Genomic DNA, 15,550 nt, shown 5'->3' on the forward strand with positions numbered 1-15,550 from the left:
CTTAGATTTTGTAATTCTGGAAGGAACGGATCTGTGATTCTGTCTTAGCAAAAACATTTCCTGCTTCTTCTGAGGAAATGTCAAAATGCTCGCTTGCTTTTTGTTCTACATATTCATCATTTTTTGCTTCATCAAAATGCTCACCCTGGTCTGTCAAGATGTCATATTCCTTGCGCATAAATAGGTAGATCTCTCTTTGGGGTTCTTCGAGTGATTGAATAAATTCCTCTGTTTCTGGATCATTCTTTACGTAACTCATCACTATTCCTCCTCTTTCTGCTTTAAAAACCACTTCTCTATTAAGACGATAATTCCTTCACAGTGTTACATTTTACACATTTTTTCACGATTGATGCTGCAGGACTTTTGTAGCTTTTTTGGTTTGTCCGGCTTTCTTTTTCTGCACATCGTAAGAAAATGCAAAGCTTTCGGCGTCAGTAAAAGCTGTCAGCGGTGTCGTTAAATTCGGCTGATTGGCAAGTATAACTCCTTCAAGCCGCCATTCCTGTAAATGTCCGGGTGGCATATTGATAATGCCCACAGGCTCTTTTACTATCTGCTTTTCCCCGTCCTGCACCACGTTCTTTTGTTCGAGCAGTTCAATGCGGACTACTGCACCAGTCTTATCTTTTACGGCAATATGTCTGTTATGAACAGCTTTCGTGGCGGCTGAACTATTGTGGGCCTGCACGAATAGAGTGACAATCAGCCTTGTGGCTGAATCTGGATCGGCCGGAACCAACTGGCCATTTTCTAAATGGCTATAATCAAAATGTGTATCTCTTACATGCGTGGTAATCGTACCTCCAAATTGTTTTGCCAGCAGCACCAGCAGCAGAACAATAAGTAAAAGGGGTATTATACCTGCTAATACTATGCTTTCCCACATCAACAAGGGTAACCTCCTCTTTCTCTCTCTATCTTCTTTCATTATAACAAGAATTGCCGGCGGTTTCAGAAGGAATAAGGAATCTCTTTTCTTTTTTCATTTTTGCGTTACAATAAGAGAATTGCTTCATACATTTAATGGAAATATATATGGAAAGAAAGAAGGCGTTCTTATGGCTACTGTTCTGTCACCTAAACGCCGTCTATGGATGGCTGTCATATTGGGATCTCTTGCTGCTTTTGGTCCTCTGACAATTGATATGTATCTACCGGGCTTCCCCTCTATTTCTGATGATTTGGAGACTACTGCCTCACTCGTACAACTGAGCCTGACTACCTGTCTTCTCGGTCTGGCAGTAGGACAGCTCGTAATGGGTCCTATGAGCGATGTGCGCGGCCGAAAAGGACCGCTTCTGGGAGCACTTGCTGCTTTTTTTGTAGCTTCCATCCTCTGCGCCATCGCCCCTACTATTTGGGTTCTCATCGTCTGCCGGTTTATCCAGGGCTTTGCCGCTTCAGCAGGAATTGTTATATCCAGAGCCATCGTACGTGATTTATTTCAGGGAAAAGAATTAACAAAGTTTTTTGCCCTGTTGATGCTTGTTAATGGCCTTGCCCCTATCTTAGCTCCCGTATTCGGGGGAATCATTCTTGAATTCACTATATGGAATGGTATTTTCATTGTGTTAAGTGCTATAGCAGTAGTGATGTTTGCTACCGTAGTATGGGCCCTTCCGGAAACGCTTCCTGTGGAAAGCCGGTCTAAAAGCAATATCGGAGAGACGATACGAACATTCGGTTCGCTTTTAAAAGATCGCTCCTTTACAGGATACTCTCTGGCACAGGGGTTTAAAATGGCCGGTATTTTCGCCTATGTGTCCGGCACCCCATTCATTTATCAAGGGATATACGGCGTGTCTCCCACAACATTTAGTATACTATTTGGAATGAACGGCATCGGCTTAATTATCGGCACCCAAATCGTTGGACGTCTTGCGGGTATTGTGCCGGAGAAGAAGCTTCTCTCCATAGGTCTTATCCTTACTTTTGCAGCCAGTACTGTGTTGTTGGTGATGACATTGATTGAAGCACCGTTAATCGGTATTGTTATTCCTATTTTTGTTATTGTATTTTGTGTCGGTATTATTGCTACTACTTCCTTTTCACTTGCGATGGAATCGCAGGGACACCGGGCAGGAAGTGCTTCTGCGCTTTTAGGTCTGCTTCCCTTTATTCTTGGAGCCGCAGCGGCTCCTTTAGTGGGGATTGCCGGCGAAGATACAGCTGTTCCGATGGGGGTTGTAATTTTTACCGCAGACGGATTAGCTCTTCTAGCATATTTACTGCTCGTGCGGGATAGAAAACCAGGCTCAAAAGAACCTTCTCCCTCCTAAAAGGGAAAAGGTTCTTTTTTAGTTCTTATTTTTCCTATTTTCTCTCCATATTCGCTGCTTCGAAAGGATCTCTCAGCAGCCGCGGAATATAAGCTGCCAGTACGACAGAACGGGAAAGTGAAAATAGAATAAACGCCAGCCAGAGTCCATGGTTTCCTAGAATAGGAATAAACACCCATAACACGAAAAAAAAGACAATCATTGAATATATCAGCGAATTGCGAATTGGAGCGGTCTGCGTCGCACCAATAAAGAATCCATACAGCTGGCCCGGCAAATCCGGCGGCAGGAAACCATACCACCCAGCCGCTGTACTTCACCGCCGTTTCCTGAACTTCAGCAATAGAGGTAAACCAGCCTACTATAGAAGGTCCGGCAAGCAGCATAACGGCCGTCGCTGCAGCAGCTACAATCCCGGACCACAGCATTCCTATTTTCATCGCTTTCCACAAGAGCGGTTTGTTCTGCCGGCCTATCGCCCGACCGGATGTAATACTCCCGGCATTGGAAAGACCGTCGAAAAAATAAGCCATAATAAAATGGATTTGAAATAAAATAGCGTTAGCCGCAAGAATGACTTCTCCAAATCGGGCACCGGAAGAAGTAAACCAGACGAATACAGCCAGCAGACAGGTAGTCCGGATGAATAAGTCGCGATTGACGCGCAGCATATGCAGTAAAGGCTCTTTTTTCCACAGGCTCCCGGACCGGAAAAGAGAAAAAGGCATCCGGGTTTTCCAAAGAACATAGCTGAGACCTGCCGCTGCGGCTGATACTTCGGCAATCAGCGTAGCAAGGCCGACACCCGCTGCACCCATCTCTATGTAAAACACAAACAAAACGTCCAATCCCATATTAAGCACATTGGCGCCCAGCTGAAGCAAAAGCGCTATATTCACTTTGGAACTTCCTACAAGCCAGCCGATAACTACGTACTGCATCAGTGCAAAAGGTGCTCCCCATATCCGAAAGCTGAAGTAAGCGTCAGCCTGAGCTGCCACTTGAGCCGGAGGCTGGAGCAGCGCAAAAGCTGCTTCTCTAATAGGATGCTGAAACAAAATAAACAGAGAACCGATCAGAGCTGCCAGGAGCAGGGGGCGGGCAAACAAGATATTCATATCCGAAGCAGAGCTTCTTCCTGCTGCCTGGGCTGTAAAGCCTGACGTGCTGACCCTTAGAAAACCAAAGAGCCAGTACAGTGTATTAAAAATCAGGGCTGCCACAGCTACACCGCCGAGATAATGAGGCGAATCCAAATAGCCTACCACCGCCGTATCTACGGCCCCAAGAACAGGGGTCGTAATTGTTGCGAGGGTTAAAGGAAGGGCAAGGGCCAGAAAATGCCTGTGGGTCCCTTCCTGATATGTTCTTTTTTTCATGATTTGTTTTCTCCCATTTTCCTTTGTAAGCACACCATTTTATACCAAAAGAAAACGGTGGGTCGAGTTGATTAAATCGCACGCGCTGTTATTTGTCAATTAGTAAAAGGAAACAGTGCTAGGGGATAATCAACATGCCCTGGTCATCAAATGTCCAGTCTTCCCCATATGCTACTTCCCATATAAACCCATCCGGATCTTTAAAATAACCGCTGTATCCTCCCCAGCTCTGGATTACTGCTTTTTTTACAATAACCGCTCCTGCCTGTTCCGCCCGGCTCAAGAGTGAATCGACCTCTTCTTTGGAGGTAGTGTTATGTGCAAGCGTAAAACGGGGAAACCCTTCTGACGCGACTGCCGCTGCTTCTCCTATTTCCTTTTGCAGATTTCCCAGCGGAAAAAGCTCCAGCTTGGTACCTCCATTATTAAAAAAGACAATCGCCGGCTTCTTTTCTTCTACTGTGGTTTCAAATCCCAGCCCGTCCCGATAAAAAGCCAGTGAAGCTTCGATATTTTTTACCCCTAAACAGATTAAATGAATACTATTCATGCTGCTCTCCTCCTTCTTTTCTTTAATTGATTTCTTTATGACAGACTGTTATCCTGCTTTTATTTTAAAATGACATTATTGTTCTTTATTAAGAATGAAAATCATGATACAGTTCTTTACATACATTTACTTACACAGGAGGAGTACCCGGTGCCGCGAAAAAAACTGGCCCTTATTCAGTTTTCACGAGCTTTAGTCCCGTTGATGGTCGTAACGTTTCATGCGGCCGCCAGCGTTATGTATTACTTTGACTTTGATTTTCTGGGGCTTTCCGTTTATCCGCTTTCCGGCGGAGTGAACTATTTTTTTACGCTCACCGGTTTTATGGTTTTTTATATTTATTATAAAAAAATGGCTCATCCTGCGGAACTTCGTCCTTACCTGCTGCAGCGGTTTATTCGCATTTATCCGCTGTATTGGCTCTTATCCTTTATATGGCTGATGATTATCGTGCTTCTGCCTGCTCATTTTGGCGTTGGTCATGAAACAGAGGCTGCCACATTGTGGTATTCCCTGCTTCTGCTTCCGAGTAATCAGGCGCTTGATCCCATTCTTCTTGTCGCCTGGTCTCTTATTCACACCGTATTGTTTTATGCCGTTTTTTCCCTGTTCTTTTTGAAACAGCAGAAGCTAGCACGAGGTTTCTTTATGTTCTGGATAGCCGGATCGCTGTTATATTCGCTCGGTCTTGTACCAGGAGATCAAGAGCTTGTGTATTTTGCATTCAGCCAGTATAACCTTATGTTTGCCGCCGGGATCGCGAGCGCCTGGCTTGTGCTCCGTGCACCCTTTCCTGCCGGTATTGGCTGGCTGCTTACTGCGCTTGGGCTGGCTGGATTTCCGCTGACGTGGGCCAACTACCATTATGAATGGCTTCCTTTAGCATTTGATTTCACAACAGCTGCCGCTTCCATTCTTCTTCTCCTTGGCCTGGGGTCCATTGACCTTAGAAAAGATATTTACCTCCCCCGGGCCCTGGACTATTTGGGAAGAGCAGCATTCTCTATTTATCTTTCCCATCTCGTGCTGCTCGACGTGCTTTCTGAGCTGTTTGCTGCATTTTCCTTATTTGAACTAGTGGGAGGCTGGGTGACGACCCTTCTTTTTATCTTTCTTTCTTCGGCAGGAGGGTGCCTGGTTTATTCCTATATAGAGCTACCTTTAGTACATTATATGAAAAATAGGCTCGTAACAAACCCTGCTCCGATCTCCCGGAGCGTCCGCGAGCCTCGTTCTTCTATTAAATAACCCTTAAAAAGAGACTCCATCCTGCAGGCAGGTGGAGTCTCTTCATTATTAAAATATACCGAACCGTTTTTTCTTTTTCTTTTTTTCGAATGGTTCAGGCTGATCCAGTCCTATCGGCTGATTATCAAAAATAGCCGCGGCATTTTCTTTAAACATATCGCTTACTTCTGGTCCAAATACGTCATCTACATGAGCATAGGCTTCAGATAAAGCAAATGGCCGGTGGTCAATACCGTGGGCATCGGAGGAAATAATGTGGGCCAGATTATGTTCAATCAGCGTTTCACAGAACTGCTGGGAGGCCTTGCCCCCTTTTCCTGACAAAGCTTCTGCGGTAATCTGGGTAATTGCTCCGTTCGTTACAATATCAAACAGCTTTCCCGGCTCCGAAACAAAGGTCTTATTTCGTTCGGGGTGGGCAATCAGCGGAATATAACCTGCTACCTGCAGGTCATAAAAAAGACGCTTTAAGTAAGAAGGCACTTCCACTGATGAAAGTTCAATCAGCAAATAGCGGCTGTCATTCAAAGTAAGCGCCGTGCCGTCCTTTAGTTCATCAAGTATGTCTCCGTTAATGCGAATTTCCTGACCCGGCTTTATTTCCAGCGGCACTTCTTCGTATTCAAGCAGAGAATTTAACTCCTGTACTTTGCTGCGGATCATTTCTCCGCTGTTCGTAAACATGCCGTTACGATGGTGAGGAGTTGCCACTAGGGACTCAACCCCTGCTTCCACCGCCGACCGGGCCAGCTCAACAGAATCTTCCATTGTTTTCGGGCCGTCATCTATACCGTGTAAAATATGGGTGTGCAGATCAATCATAGGTGCTGACTCCTTTGCTTCGTAGTATTTATCGCTCGTTACAGTATAGCAGAAACCTCAATATAAAAGCATGAGCTCCCCTGCCTCTTTTCCCCTCTTCTTTTGTATCAAACCTTTGAACGATTCTCATGCTTCCCAAAATGTTAAATAATTCAAAACATTTTGTTACATTATGTCTAATGCCTCTATTGTAGTTTTTCTGTAAAATTCATACTATATCTTCTTATACTAAAGAAATGAGGGATTACATGACAGTCGGCAGCACCTATCATATTAACGATAAACGATTAACGAACCGCATTCATGCCCTCTCCCAAATCGGAAAAATCCAGGGTACCGGCGTAAGGCGCCTGGCTCATTCCCCAGAAGACGCAGAAGGAATAGAACAGGTAAAGGCATGGATGGAAGAAGCCGGCCTGAAAGCAAGAGTAGATCATTTTGGCAATCTGATCGGACGCTGGGAAGGAAAGGACCCGCAGGCCCCTGTACTGATGCTTGGGTCTCACATTGACAGTCAGCCTTATGGCGGAAGGTTTGACGGTCCTATAGGCGTCCTGGGCGCACTAGAAAGTGTACAGACACTTATAGAAGAAGGCGTGACGCCTCCATGGCCTGTAGACGTGATCGCATTTGCTGATGAAGAAGGCGCCCGTTTCAACAAAGGATTATTTGGTTCACGCGGTATTTTAGGCGAAGTGACCGAAGAAGAACTCGAACGTACCGACGAGAATGGCATATCACGCCGGGAAGCCCTTCTCAGTATGAACTGCGATCCTTCCCAGTTCAGCTCTTCTGTTTATCCCCAAGGATCGATCCGTGCTTATTTGGAAATGCATATCGAACAGGGACCTGTCCTGGAGGAAAAAAATGAGCCGATCGGCATCGTAACCGGCATTTCAGGACCCCTTTGGCTGACTGCAACCTTTAAAGGATTTGCCGGGCATGCAGGTTCTGTACCGATGCATCTGCGAAAAAACGCCCTCCTAGGCGCTTCGGAAGCGGTGGCAGCTCTTCATACTATTGTTTCCGAACATTCCCCCGCCCCTACGGTAGGAACAGTGGGCAACATGACTATTTTTCCTAATTCGCGAAATATTATTCCGGAAACAGTATCCTTTACGATCGATCTGCGCGATATTGATCTGGAACGCCGCAACGCCTGTGAACAAAAGCTGATGGATGAACTTCATGCTATCTGCAACCGCCGGGGACTTGAACTCGAACTGGAGGAGGATACAAGAAGCGATCCCCGCTATTGTGCCGATTGGATTATGGACTATATGACAGAGGAGGCTTTCAGTATGGGGGCAGACAGCATTCCCCATCTCATGAGCGGTCCCTTTCATGACGCCCTCCCCCTATCCCAGGTCTGTGATTACGGCATGATTTTTGTCCGCTCCGAAAAGGGTATCAGCCACAATCCAGCAGAATTCAGTACCGATGAGGACATCGCGGCAGGCACTGAATTGTACTATCGTACAGTTAAACGTATGCTGCAAACGTAAAGAAGGATGCCGGAACGAATCCGGCACCCTTCTTTTTATTTTTGCATCAAATCAATTGTAAATCCTGACTTTTTCTCTTTTAATTCATCCGGTGTCGTTTCCGTCCATTCCGCTAGTTCCATATTGGAAGGATATCTGCCCTTCAGACGGCACTCATCATTAACAAAGGTAAGAGGCAGAGCATCGATCCCTTCCTTTTGAAGAATCTGCTGGACGTCACGATTTTCAATGAATTTCTGCGGCTCAGCGCTTAAATTATACCGTTCAATCTCTGCTTGATTTTCCAGCATATAAAGAGCGGTGGCAACTCTTGTCAGTTCCGGATCTGTTGTCGGTCCACACACCCCTGTAGAGCAGCACATGGAAGGATCATATATTTTAATCGATGTCATGAAAATATCCCCTCTCCTTTATTTTCCTGTATCGGCAAATTCCTGCAGACGCCCGCCAATTTCATCACGAACGCGTTGAAAAAACTGCCATTTTTCTTCCTCTGTCCCCGTCGCTTTTGCCGGATCATCAAATCCCCAGTGCTCTCGCTTCACATGAGGAGGTGTCATTGGACAGCGGTCTGCTGCGTCGCCGCACAAAGTAACGACAAGGTCTGCGTTGTTTAATATCGTTGTATCAATGATGTCAGACGTCTGATTTGAAATATCGATATTCACTTCATTCATCGCTTTTACCGCATTCGGGTTCAGGCCGTGTGCCTCAATTCCAGCGCTTTTTACCTCCCACTCATCGCCGAGCAGTTCTTTCCCCCAGCCTTCTGCCATCTGGCTTCGGCACGAATTGCCTGTACATAAGAAATAAAGCGTTTTTCTCTCCATCTTTTTTCTCTCCTTTAATTATAAAATAAGAACCAGCCATAAATAAAGGCCAATCAGCGTAATAAGCAGTGTAGGAATCGTCAGTACAATTCCGACTTTAAAGTAGTAGCCCCAGCTGATTTTAAAGCCTTTCTGTTTCAGCACATGAAGCCACAGAAGAGTGGCTAAAGAACCGATTGGCGTAATCTTTGGACCTAGATCTGAACCAATAACATTTGCATAAATCAGCGCTTCCCGGATTTCAGAGGACGTTACCGTCTCCTGAATCGCAAGCGCATTAATAAGTACTGTCGGCATATTGTTCATTACAGAGGACAATACCGCTGCGATAAAGCCCATGCTGATTGTCGCTGCAAACATTCCGTGTTCCGCCGTCCATTGAATTCCATCCGCAAGCACGCCCGTCAGACCTACATTACGCAGACCGTATACAACACATACATACCGATGGAAAAAAACACGATCGCCCATGGGGCTCCCTTAACTACAGTCGCTGTATTTACGGCTTCGCTTCTTCTGCTACCAGGAGAAACACAATTGCAATAATGCCGGCAATCAGCGATACCGGGATTTCCAGAAATTCACTGCCAAAATAACCAACCAGAAGCAGACTAGAATCATCCAGGAAAGCCGGAACATTTTCGCATCTTTCACGGCATCAGCCGGTGCCTTTAAATCAGCTACGTCGTAACGATCCGGCAGGTCTTTCCTAAAATAAATCCACAGCACCAGAATACTGGCTCCCAAGCTGAAAAAGTTTGGCACAATCATGCGGGTGGCATATTCGACAAAACCAATTCCGAATACATCAGCTGATACAATATTAACCAGGTTACTGACGATCAGCGGCAGAGATGTAGCATCTGCAATAAAGCCGCTGGCCATAATAAAAGGCATGATCATTTTTTCTTTAAATTGAAGATTACGGACCATGGCCAGAACAATAGGCGTTAAAATTAACGCCGCTCCATCGTTTGCAAATAAAGCCGCCACCACGGATCCCAGCAGGATAATGTAAATAAACATGCGAATGCCGCTTCCTTTAGCAAGCCTTGCCATATGCAGAGCGGACCATTCGAAAAATCCTATTTCGTCTAAAATAAGCGAAATGATAATAAGGGCAACAAATGTTAATGTGGCATTCCATACAATGCCGGTTACGTCCTGAACATCCTGAAAAGAAACAATTCCAATCAATAAAGCTATAATGGCTCCCCCGCACGCCGACCAGCCGATTCCCAGACCTTTTGGCTGCCAGATAACCAGCGTCAGGGTAACAAGAAAGATAATACTCGCAAGTCCTACTTCCATCGTCTCAAACACTCCCTGATATTATTCGCAGCAGCTGATACGTTTGCCTGCTGCAATGAGTTCTTCCAAATGGTGATTTTGATCAGGAACGTATTCAAGCATATCCTTAACCAAATCATATCCTTCAAATGAATCGTTCAAAGAGTAAACAATCCATTGGCCTCTCCGGTGCTCCTTTACCATGCCGACGTCTTTCATTTTTCGGACATGCTGACTGACAGAAGGTTGACTCATCTCAAAAATTTCTACGAATTCACACACACAGCAGTCATGATCGGCAAGAAGGCGGAGCATAGTGAGTCTTGTCTTATCACCCATCAGCTTTAAAATAACGGCCGTACGCTCTATTTCCAATATATTCTTTTTTTCCATAAGTTCCTTCCCCCTTTCTAAACTTTCTGCACAGAGGCTGCTGCCGTTTCGGCCGGTTTCCATGGAATCAGGACAGCCCGATCCGCAAGTTCCGTACTTACTTTATTGATCCATCTGTATTCTGCAGCACTTCGGCCCTGAAGAACCGGATCTGTTGTGCCTGCACCATACAGGCTTTGATTAATAATCCACCAGTGCGGCTGAATAGACGCGCGTTTCAGGTCCTCCTGGAGCCTTTCTGCTTCAAGAACCGGTGTTGCTTCCGGAAGGGTTACTACCGCTACAAAGGTTTCCTCGGGATTTCGCAGTCTCGGCAGAAGATTGGTAACCGCCTTATTAACAGAGCCGCTGCTTCTTTCCACCTCTTTCTCATAAGAACCAGCAGAATCAAGCAGCAGCAGCAGCGTATGGCCGGTCGGTGCCGTATCAATAATGACAAATTCATTATCTGCCTCTTCTACTACTTCAGCAAAAGCCTGAAAAACAGCAATTTCTTCTGTACATGGTGACTCCAGATCTTCTTTAATATAGGCAAGCTCATCCTCGGTCAGCTCACCTGTAACATCAGCCAGGACCTTTGCTTTATAATCAGCGACAACCTGCTTTGGGTCAATGCTGCTGACTTTTAATTTTTCTTTCATGTCTTTGGTAAGGCCTGAATAGGATAGATGATTAGCAGGATCAGTCGTCGTTAAATGAACGCGCAGTCCTTTTTTCACCAGCCCCATCGCTACGGAAGCGGCGACGGTCGTTTTTCCTACACCGCCCTTACCCATCGTCATAAAGACTCCTTTTTCAAGCGGAGCCAGCTCTTCCACAATCGAAGACAGGGAAGGAAGTTCAAGAGACGGCCGTTCTTCTTCTGACACAGAAGGCGACGCTGACTCTTCTTCATTCCAGAGACGTCTTAACGAATCCATCCCTGTTAAATGAAAACCAAAGAGCGGCAGATAATACTGCTTTTTGTCTGCGAAAAATGCCGGCAGCGCATCTATCGCTTCCTGCTGCCCCTGTTCCAGCTGCACAGCTGTCGCATCCTCTGTACTGCGTTGAAACAACCCATTAACGATGAGGGTCTGGTTTTCAATACCAATATCCTGTAGCTCCCTGCCTGCCCGCTCCGCTTCTTTTAACGAGGAGATATCCGGTCTTGCTACCAGGATTAATGACGTCTTTGCTTGATCTGTCAGCGTATGAAGAGCATCCTGATACAGCTCTTTCTTCGCCTCAAGTCCAGAAAGCGGGCCAAGGCATGAAGCCCCGTGATCGCTCGTTTCCAAAAAAGAGGACCAGGCGAGCGGAAGCTGAAGCAGGCGCAGCGTATGACCTGTTGGAGCGGTATCAAATAAAACAAAGTCATAGGCTTCTGCAACCGGTTTATCGGTAAGAAGATGCGAGAATTCATCGAACGCAGCAATTTCTGTCGTACAGGCCCCTGAAAGTTGTTCTTCCATATTTGTAATCGCGTCTTCAGGGAGAAGCCCCCGATACGGACCGACTACCGAATCACGATATGTTTTTGCCGCTTCTTCCGGATCCAGGTTGATCGCGTGCAGGCCCGGAACCGAAGCAATGGCCGTAGCAGTCTGCTCAATTTTTTGTTCAAACACATCCTGTAGATTTGAAGCAGGGTCGGTACTTACGAGCAGCACGTGGCTTCCGCTGTCCGCTAAAGAGGTACCGATGGCGCAGGCTGTCGTTGTCTTGCCTACGCCTCCTTTACCGGTAAAAAACAAATAGCGGGTGCCGTTTAAGTTTTCTGCCTGTAATCGTTCCATTTATATCACTCCATCACTATATAGCTATTTGCTTATATATTAATGCACGAAAACCTATATGTCAACCGCCGTTATGTATGAAAAACAGGAAGAGACCGGGGTCCCTTCCTGTTTTATTTCTCTTTTTTCGATTGAGTGAGCTGTAGTTTCTTTTCCAGGAAATAGGCACTGTACACGCCCAGCACCGCAAAACATGTCCATACCCAGGCGTGCAGGCTGAACGAAGCAATACCACTGAAATAAGATCCGATGTTGGCTCCAAAAGAAATGCTGGCACCATATCCCATGAGAAGCCCTCCTCCTAATGCCAAAATGATAATTCGCAGCGGTATACGCTCAAAACGTACGAGCCCTCCAATAGTCATAGTAAGGAACGTCCCAGTTATTACTCCTAAGTTCAGCATGCTGGTGCCATCCATAAAGATCGTCTGCTGAAGTGCAGCCAGGCGGTCTTCCGCGATCCAATACTGCCACTGATCTACATTGACCCCCGTTAACTCCACGAGCTGTGACCCCCATAAAATAAAGGCTGCCGTCAGTTTCCACGGTTCACCCTGTACCATCAGTGCTGCAGCATTCAATACGGCAAGCAGAAGCGCACCAACCCATAAAGGCCACGAACCAAAAAATATTTTTCTCCAGCCGACTGCAGCCGGAAGAGCCGGCAGTACAGGCGGTCTTTTTCTTTTCTTATACATATAAGAACCAGCCGCTACCGCTGCAAAAATGAACAGGGATAGAAGCCAGGCTCCAACATAACCAAGTCCTGTATCCACAGCCAGCGAAATATCAGGACCGGCCGGAAGCGTATCATTCCAAAATCCAAAATGAGAAGCGCCAATAACGGCTCCTGTCAGAAACCCTAAGAGCGTACACATCATAGCAGAGCGGCCGCCTTCTGCTTTGTATAAAGAAGAAGGCGCCATCCCGCTTCCCATCTCCATACCGAATCCAAAAATAAATGATCCCACAACCAGCCCTACGCTAAGAGCCGAAACAGCTCCTTCTGGAGTGGCATTAAACCATCCGAGATCAAATACAAAAATAGGAAGGAACAGTGTGGCGGCTATAGCGAGCATAAGCATATGAGCACGCAGCATCTGTGTATTTCCGCTTTCGACAATTTCCCGGTACACCGCAGAAAATCCGAAACGCGCGTGGAATAGAGTAAATCCTATACCGGCACCAATCCAAAAAAGTAAAACAAGAGACCATCCGGAATAAAAGTAAGCAAAGTATGTAAGGACAAGTGCCGCAGCCAGTCCGATTATCGTCAATACATTCTGCGGATCCTTTAATTCAATCCCTGATGATGCCTTTTCTTTTTCCTGTGACAAACAATCACCCCATTATTATATGATAGCTAACTAATGACTTTACCCCTTTTAAGGATACTTATAACAATAATCAATGGAACCGAAAAAAAGGGATTTTTTAACAAGAAGGGAACTATAGCAAAAGAAACGTTTTTATATACAAAGGGGAGAAAAAGAATGAAAACCATTTTTATTACCGGAGCTTCATCAGGTATCGGAAAAGCATCTGCGGTGTACTTTGCCAAAAAGGGATGGAACGTAGCGGCTACCATGCGGACACCGGAAAAAGAGGAAGAACTGCAGGCCTACTCGTCAATCGAGCTATTTTATCTGGATGTAGAAAAGAAAGAAACTATCTCGCAGGCGGTACAGGAAGCTCTGAAAAAATTCGGGACCATAGATGTACTTTTAAATAACGCAGGCTATGGATCTACAGGTATATTTGAGGCAGCGGAGGACAGCGAGATCCGTCGACAGTTTGATGTGAACGTGTTTGGTTTAATGGATGTGACCAAAGCCCTCCTGCCCCATTTTCGTTCACAGAAGAATGGACTGATTATGAATGTAACTTCTGCCGGAGGCCGGGTGGTCCTCCCCATTACTTCTCTTTACCACGCGACAAAGTTTGCTGTTGAAGGTTTCACAGAATCCCTCGCATTTGAATTAGAGCCCCAGGGTATCCGGGTGAAACTAATTGAACCGGGCGTGGTGCTGACTGACTTCAGCGGCCGGTCCATGACTTTTTTTGAAGATGACAGTCTCGAAGACTATAAAACCTACAGCCAAGACCTCCTGCAGAAAATGAAGCAGCTGTCGAGCGGCGGATTTCCCCCAATATTGTAGCGGAAGAGATTTATAAGGCAGCCGTCGATGAAAGCGTTCAGCTTCGATATGTGATCGGCGAGGACGCCAGGGAGTTTATAGCCTTGAAGGAACAGGAGGGCGCAGAGGCTTATTTTCAGAAAGTACAGCGGATGTTCTCCTGAAAAATAGGCACAGCCTCTTAAAACATTTTTTTATACCTTCTTTTGTTTCTGTAGTATACTGTGTCACGAGACTCTCGCAAAAGAACCGGTAAAAGGAGAAACAAAATGAAAATCAATAAACGATATGAACACCTGATCTTTACATTTTTAATGGCGTTGGGGATGTCCGGTCTTATTTCATTGATTATGCTTTTAGTAAACAACGGCTTTACAGGATGGTTTCCTTTATGGCTTCGCTCCTGGCTCCTTGCTTTCATTGTGGCATTTCCGCTTGCCTATTTTCTCCCGCGCGCATTCGAAAGCTGATGAGCCGAATTGACTTTACAAACAAATAAAAGGCATCCTCTCTTATGGGAGGATGCCTTTGCTCTGTCTTTAAACGATGTCAAATGCTTTCAGCATGTCGGAATACTTGCTGTTGACACGGCCTTCTTTAATATCAATAGAAGCAATCACAAGCCGCTTCTGTTCTGTCGGCTTCTCATTGTCTATAAAAGTAAGTCCCTGGTCCCAAAGGAAATCGTGAATATGCTCTTCGCCATCCACCGGGTCAAACCCCATATCAAAACAGGCGGCCAAAGTAATTTCGACAAGCATCACCAGTTCTTCTCCCTGATCAATACGCAGCACTCTCGTCTGTGATAAAGTCGGTGCCGTTGGATAACCTACTAATTCGCCTCGTTCATACGTTTTTTGCTTCCATAACTATCTTCTCCTTCTGTTGATTCATCGTTTTATATTCCTCATAAGAAGGTGATGTACCCATGCCTATAAGAGCTGTCATTTGAATCCTTATTATACCAAGCTCAAACCTGCTGAAAAGACTCCATATACAATAAAAACCTCTTGAGTGATTATACCATCCCAAGAGGTTACGCGTTTGTGTAATGGAGCTTCCTACCGGATTTGAACCGGTGACCTCATCCTTACCATGGATGCGCTCTACCAGCTGAGCTAAGGAAGCATGTCTATTATATAGAAGAAAAATCTGATCTCTTGGAGATCAAATTTTCTATAAAGCTTATAAATAATTAGCCCGGCAACGTCCTACTTTCACAGGGGGTCGCCCCCCAATTATCATCAGCGCACAAGAGCTTAACTTCCGTGTTCGGCATGGGAACGGGTGGGACCTCTTGGCTATCGTCACCGGACAAGGCTGGTTCCTTCAAAA

Annotated in this window: 17 protein-coding genes, 1 tRNA gene, 1 rRNA gene and 1 pseudogene; 5 read left to right on the forward strand and 15 right to left on the reverse strand. The window is 45.7% G+C overall.

What is annotated here, in order from left to right; translation table 11 throughout:
* Window position 1: 1 nt before the first annotated feature.
* Complete coding sequence (locus tag MMY81_RS02855; protein ID WP_252311568.1) at window positions 2–259, reverse strand: hypothetical protein; 258 nt, start codon at window positions 257–259, stop codon at window positions 2–4.
* Between the two features lie 84 nt (window positions 260–343).
* Window positions 344–892, reverse strand: a complete 549-nt coding sequence (locus MMY81_RS02860; RefSeq protein WP_252311569.1) for a hypothetical protein — start codon at window positions 890–892, stop codon at window positions 344–346.
* A 169-nt stretch (window positions 893–1,061) separates the two neighbouring features.
* Here MMY81_RS02860 and MMY81_RS02865 point away from each other — a divergent pair, with 169 nt between their 5' ends.
* Window positions 1,062–2,282: a Bcr/CflA family multidrug efflux MFS transporter gene (locus tag MMY81_RS02865; RefSeq protein WP_252311570.1), complete on the forward strand. Its 1,221-nt coding sequence runs from the start codon at window positions 1,062–1,064 to the stop codon at window positions 2,280–2,282.
* Here MMY81_RS02865 and MMY81_RS02870 read toward each other — a convergent pair.
* Together MMY81_RS02870 and MMY81_RS02875 are read right to left on the reverse strand one after the other, a co-directional pair.
* Window positions 2,279–3,661: an MATE family efflux transporter gene (locus MMY81_RS02870; protein ID WP_252311571.1), complete on the reverse strand. Its 1,383-nt coding sequence runs from the start codon at window positions 3,659–3,661 to the stop codon at window positions 2,279–2,281. The two genes, MMY81_RS02865 and MMY81_RS02870, sit on opposite strands and share 4 nt — an antisense overlap.
* Window positions 3,662–3,779: 118 nt before the next feature.
* Window positions 3,780–4,211: a VOC family protein gene (locus MMY81_RS02875; RefSeq protein ID WP_252311572.1), complete on the reverse strand. Its 432-nt coding sequence runs from the start codon at window positions 4,209–4,211 to the stop codon at window positions 3,780–3,782.
* 150 nt (window positions 4,212–4,361) lie between these two features.
* Between MMY81_RS02875 and MMY81_RS02880 the strand changes: the two genes are divergently transcribed.
* Window positions 4,362–5,459, forward strand: a complete 1,098-nt coding sequence (locus MMY81_RS02880; protein ID WP_252311573.1) for an acyltransferase family protein — start codon at window positions 4,362–4,364, stop codon at window positions 5,457–5,459.
* A gap of 48 nt (window positions 5,460–5,507) precedes the next feature.
* On the opposite strand, the gene MMY81_RS02885 is transcribed toward MMY81_RS02880, so the two are convergent.
* Entirely contained in the window at window positions 5,508–6,281 is a 774-nt protein-coding gene (locus tag MMY81_RS02885) for a tyrosine-protein phosphatase (RefSeq protein WP_252311574.1), read from the reverse strand.
* A 248-nt stretch (window positions 6,282–6,529) separates the two neighbouring features.
* Between MMY81_RS02885 and MMY81_RS02890 the strand changes: the two genes are divergently transcribed.
* A complete protein-coding gene (locus MMY81_RS02890; RefSeq protein WP_252311575.1) occupies window positions 6,530–7,786 on the forward strand; it encodes a M20 family metallo-hydrolase in 1,257 nt (418 codons plus the stop codon).
* A gap of 35 nt (window positions 7,787–7,821) precedes the next feature.
* On the opposite strand, the gene arsD is transcribed toward MMY81_RS02890, so the two are convergent.
* The 7 genes and pseudogenes from arsD to MMY81_RS02920 all read right to left on the reverse strand — a co-directional run bounded on the left by arsD (window position 7,822) and on the right by MMY81_RS02920 (window position 13,414).
* Window positions 7,822–8,178, reverse strand: a complete 357-nt coding sequence (gene arsD / locus MMY81_RS02895; protein WP_252311576.1) for an arsenite efflux transporter metallochaperone ArsD — start codon at window positions 8,176–8,178, stop codon at window positions 7,822–7,824.
* An 18-nt stretch (window positions 8,179–8,196) separates the two neighbouring features.
* Window positions 8,197–8,616: an arsenate reductase (thioredoxin) gene (gene arsC / locus MMY81_RS02900; RefSeq protein WP_252311577.1), complete on the reverse strand. Its 420-nt coding sequence runs from the start codon at window positions 8,614–8,616 to the stop codon at window positions 8,197–8,199.
* 18 nt (window positions 8,617–8,634) lie between these two features.
* Window positions 8,635–9,087, reverse strand: a complete 453-nt coding sequence (locus tag MMY81_RS34890) for an ArsB/NhaD family transporter (RefSeq protein ID WP_374561146.1) — start codon at window positions 9,085–9,087, stop codon at window positions 8,635–8,637.
* Window positions 9,027–9,927, reverse strand: a pseudogene (gene arsB / locus MMY81_RS02905) (arsenite/antimonite efflux transporter). The gene MMY81_RS34890 and the pseudogene arsB overlap by 61 nt, the downstream one beginning before the upstream one ends.
* A gap of 21 nt (window positions 9,928–9,948) precedes the next feature.
* Window positions 9,949–10,299 carry an ArsR/SmtB family transcription factor gene (locus MMY81_RS02910; protein ID WP_252311578.1) on the reverse strand — a complete coding sequence of 117 codons (351 nt, stop codon included), beginning with the start codon at window positions 10,297–10,299 and terminating at the stop codon, window positions 9,949–9,951.
* A 17-nt stretch (window positions 10,300–10,316) separates the two neighbouring features.
* Window positions 10,317–12,077, reverse strand: coding sequence for an arsenical pump-driving ATPase (gene arsA / locus MMY81_RS02915; protein ID WP_252311579.1), 1,761 nt, complete (start codon window positions 12,075–12,077; stop codon window positions 10,317–10,319).
* 113 nt (window positions 12,078–12,190) lie between these two features.
* Window positions 12,191–13,414, reverse strand: a complete 1,224-nt coding sequence (locus MMY81_RS02920) for a YeeE/YedE family protein (RefSeq protein WP_252311580.1) — start codon at window positions 13,412–13,414, stop codon at window positions 12,191–12,193.
* A 156-nt stretch (window positions 13,415–13,570) separates the two neighbouring features.
* Between MMY81_RS02920 and MMY81_RS02925 the strand changes: the two genes are divergently transcribed.
* Window positions 13,571–14,236 carry an SDR family oxidoreductase gene (locus MMY81_RS02925; RefSeq protein ID WP_252311581.1) on the forward strand — a complete coding sequence of 222 codons (666 nt, stop codon included), beginning with the start codon at window positions 13,571–13,573 and terminating at the stop codon, window positions 14,234–14,236.
* 248 nt (window positions 14,237–14,484) lie between these two features.
* Window positions 14,485–14,685, forward strand: a complete 201-nt coding sequence (locus tag MMY81_RS02930; RefSeq protein WP_252311582.1) for a DUF2798 domain-containing protein — start codon at window positions 14,485–14,487, stop codon at window positions 14,683–14,685.
* 69 nt (window positions 14,686–14,754) lie between these two features.
* On the opposite strand, the gene MMY81_RS02935 is transcribed toward MMY81_RS02930, so the two are convergent.
* The 3 genes from MMY81_RS02935 to rrf all read right to left on the reverse strand — a co-directional run bounded on the left by MMY81_RS02935 (window position 14,755) and on the right by rrf (window position 15,530).
* The gene (locus tag MMY81_RS02935) at window positions 14,755–14,979 is read right to left on the reverse strand and encodes a hypothetical protein (protein WP_252311583.1); all 225 of its coding nucleotides are present in this window, start codon (window positions 14,977–14,979) and stop codon (window positions 14,755–14,757) included.
* 288 nt (window positions 14,980–15,267) lie between these two features.
* Window positions 15,268–15,343: transfer RNA gene (locus MMY81_RS02940), tRNA-Thr, on the reverse strand.
* A gap of 70 nt (window positions 15,344–15,413) precedes the next feature.
* Window positions 15,414–15,530 (reverse strand): 5S ribosomal RNA (gene rrf, locus MMY81_RS02945).
* Window positions 15,531–15,550: the final 20 nt, after the last annotated feature.

The organism is Sinobaca sp. H24 (genome assembly GCF_023845525.1).

Coding starts and splice junctions, on each gene's coding strand:
- MMY81_RS02910 (WP_252311578.1), bottom strand. CDS start 10,299: ATGGAAAAAAAGAATATATTGGAAATAGAGCGTACGGCCGTTATTTTA.
- MMY81_RS02890 (WP_252311575.1), top strand. CDS start 6,530: ATGACAGTCGGCAGCACCTATCATATTAACGATAAACGATTAACGAAC.
- MMY81_RS02930 (WP_252311582.1), top strand. CDS start 14,485: ATGAAAATCAATAAACGATATGAACACCTGATCTTTACATTTTTAATG.
- MMY81_RS02855 (WP_252311568.1), bottom strand. CDS start 259: ATGAGTTACGTAAAGAATGATCCAGAAACAGAGGAATTTATTCAATCA.
- MMY81_RS02875 (WP_252311572.1), bottom strand. CDS start 4,211: ATGAATAGTATTCATTTAATCTGTTTAGGGGTAAAAAATATCGAAGCT.
- MMY81_RS02925 (WP_252311581.1), top strand. CDS start 13,571: ATGAAAACCATTTTTATTACCGGAGCTTCATCAGGTATCGGAAAAGCA.
- MMY81_RS02885 (WP_252311574.1), bottom strand. CDS start 6,281: ATGATTGATCTGCACACCCATATTTTACACGGTATAGATGACGGCCCG.
- arsC (WP_252311577.1), bottom strand. CDS start 8,616: ATGGAGAGAAAAACGCTTTATTTCTTATGTACAGGCAATTCGTGCCGA.
- MMY81_RS34890 (WP_374561146.1), bottom strand. CDS start 9,087: ATGGGCGATCGTGTTTTTTTCCATCGGTATGTATGTGTTGTATACGGT.
- arsD (WP_252311576.1), bottom strand. CDS start 8,178: ATGACATCGATTAAAATATATGATCCTTCCATGTGCTGCTCTACAGGG.
- MMY81_RS02865 (WP_252311570.1), top strand. CDS start 1,062: ATGGCTACTGTTCTGTCACCTAAACGCCGTCTATGGATGGCTGTCATA.
- arsA (WP_252311579.1), bottom strand. CDS start 12,077: ATGGAACGATTACAGGCAGAAAACTTAAACGGCACCCGCTATTTGTTT.
- MMY81_RS02870 (WP_252311571.1), bottom strand. CDS start 3,661: ATGAAAAAAAGAACATATCAGGAAGGGACCCACAGGCATTTTCTGGCC.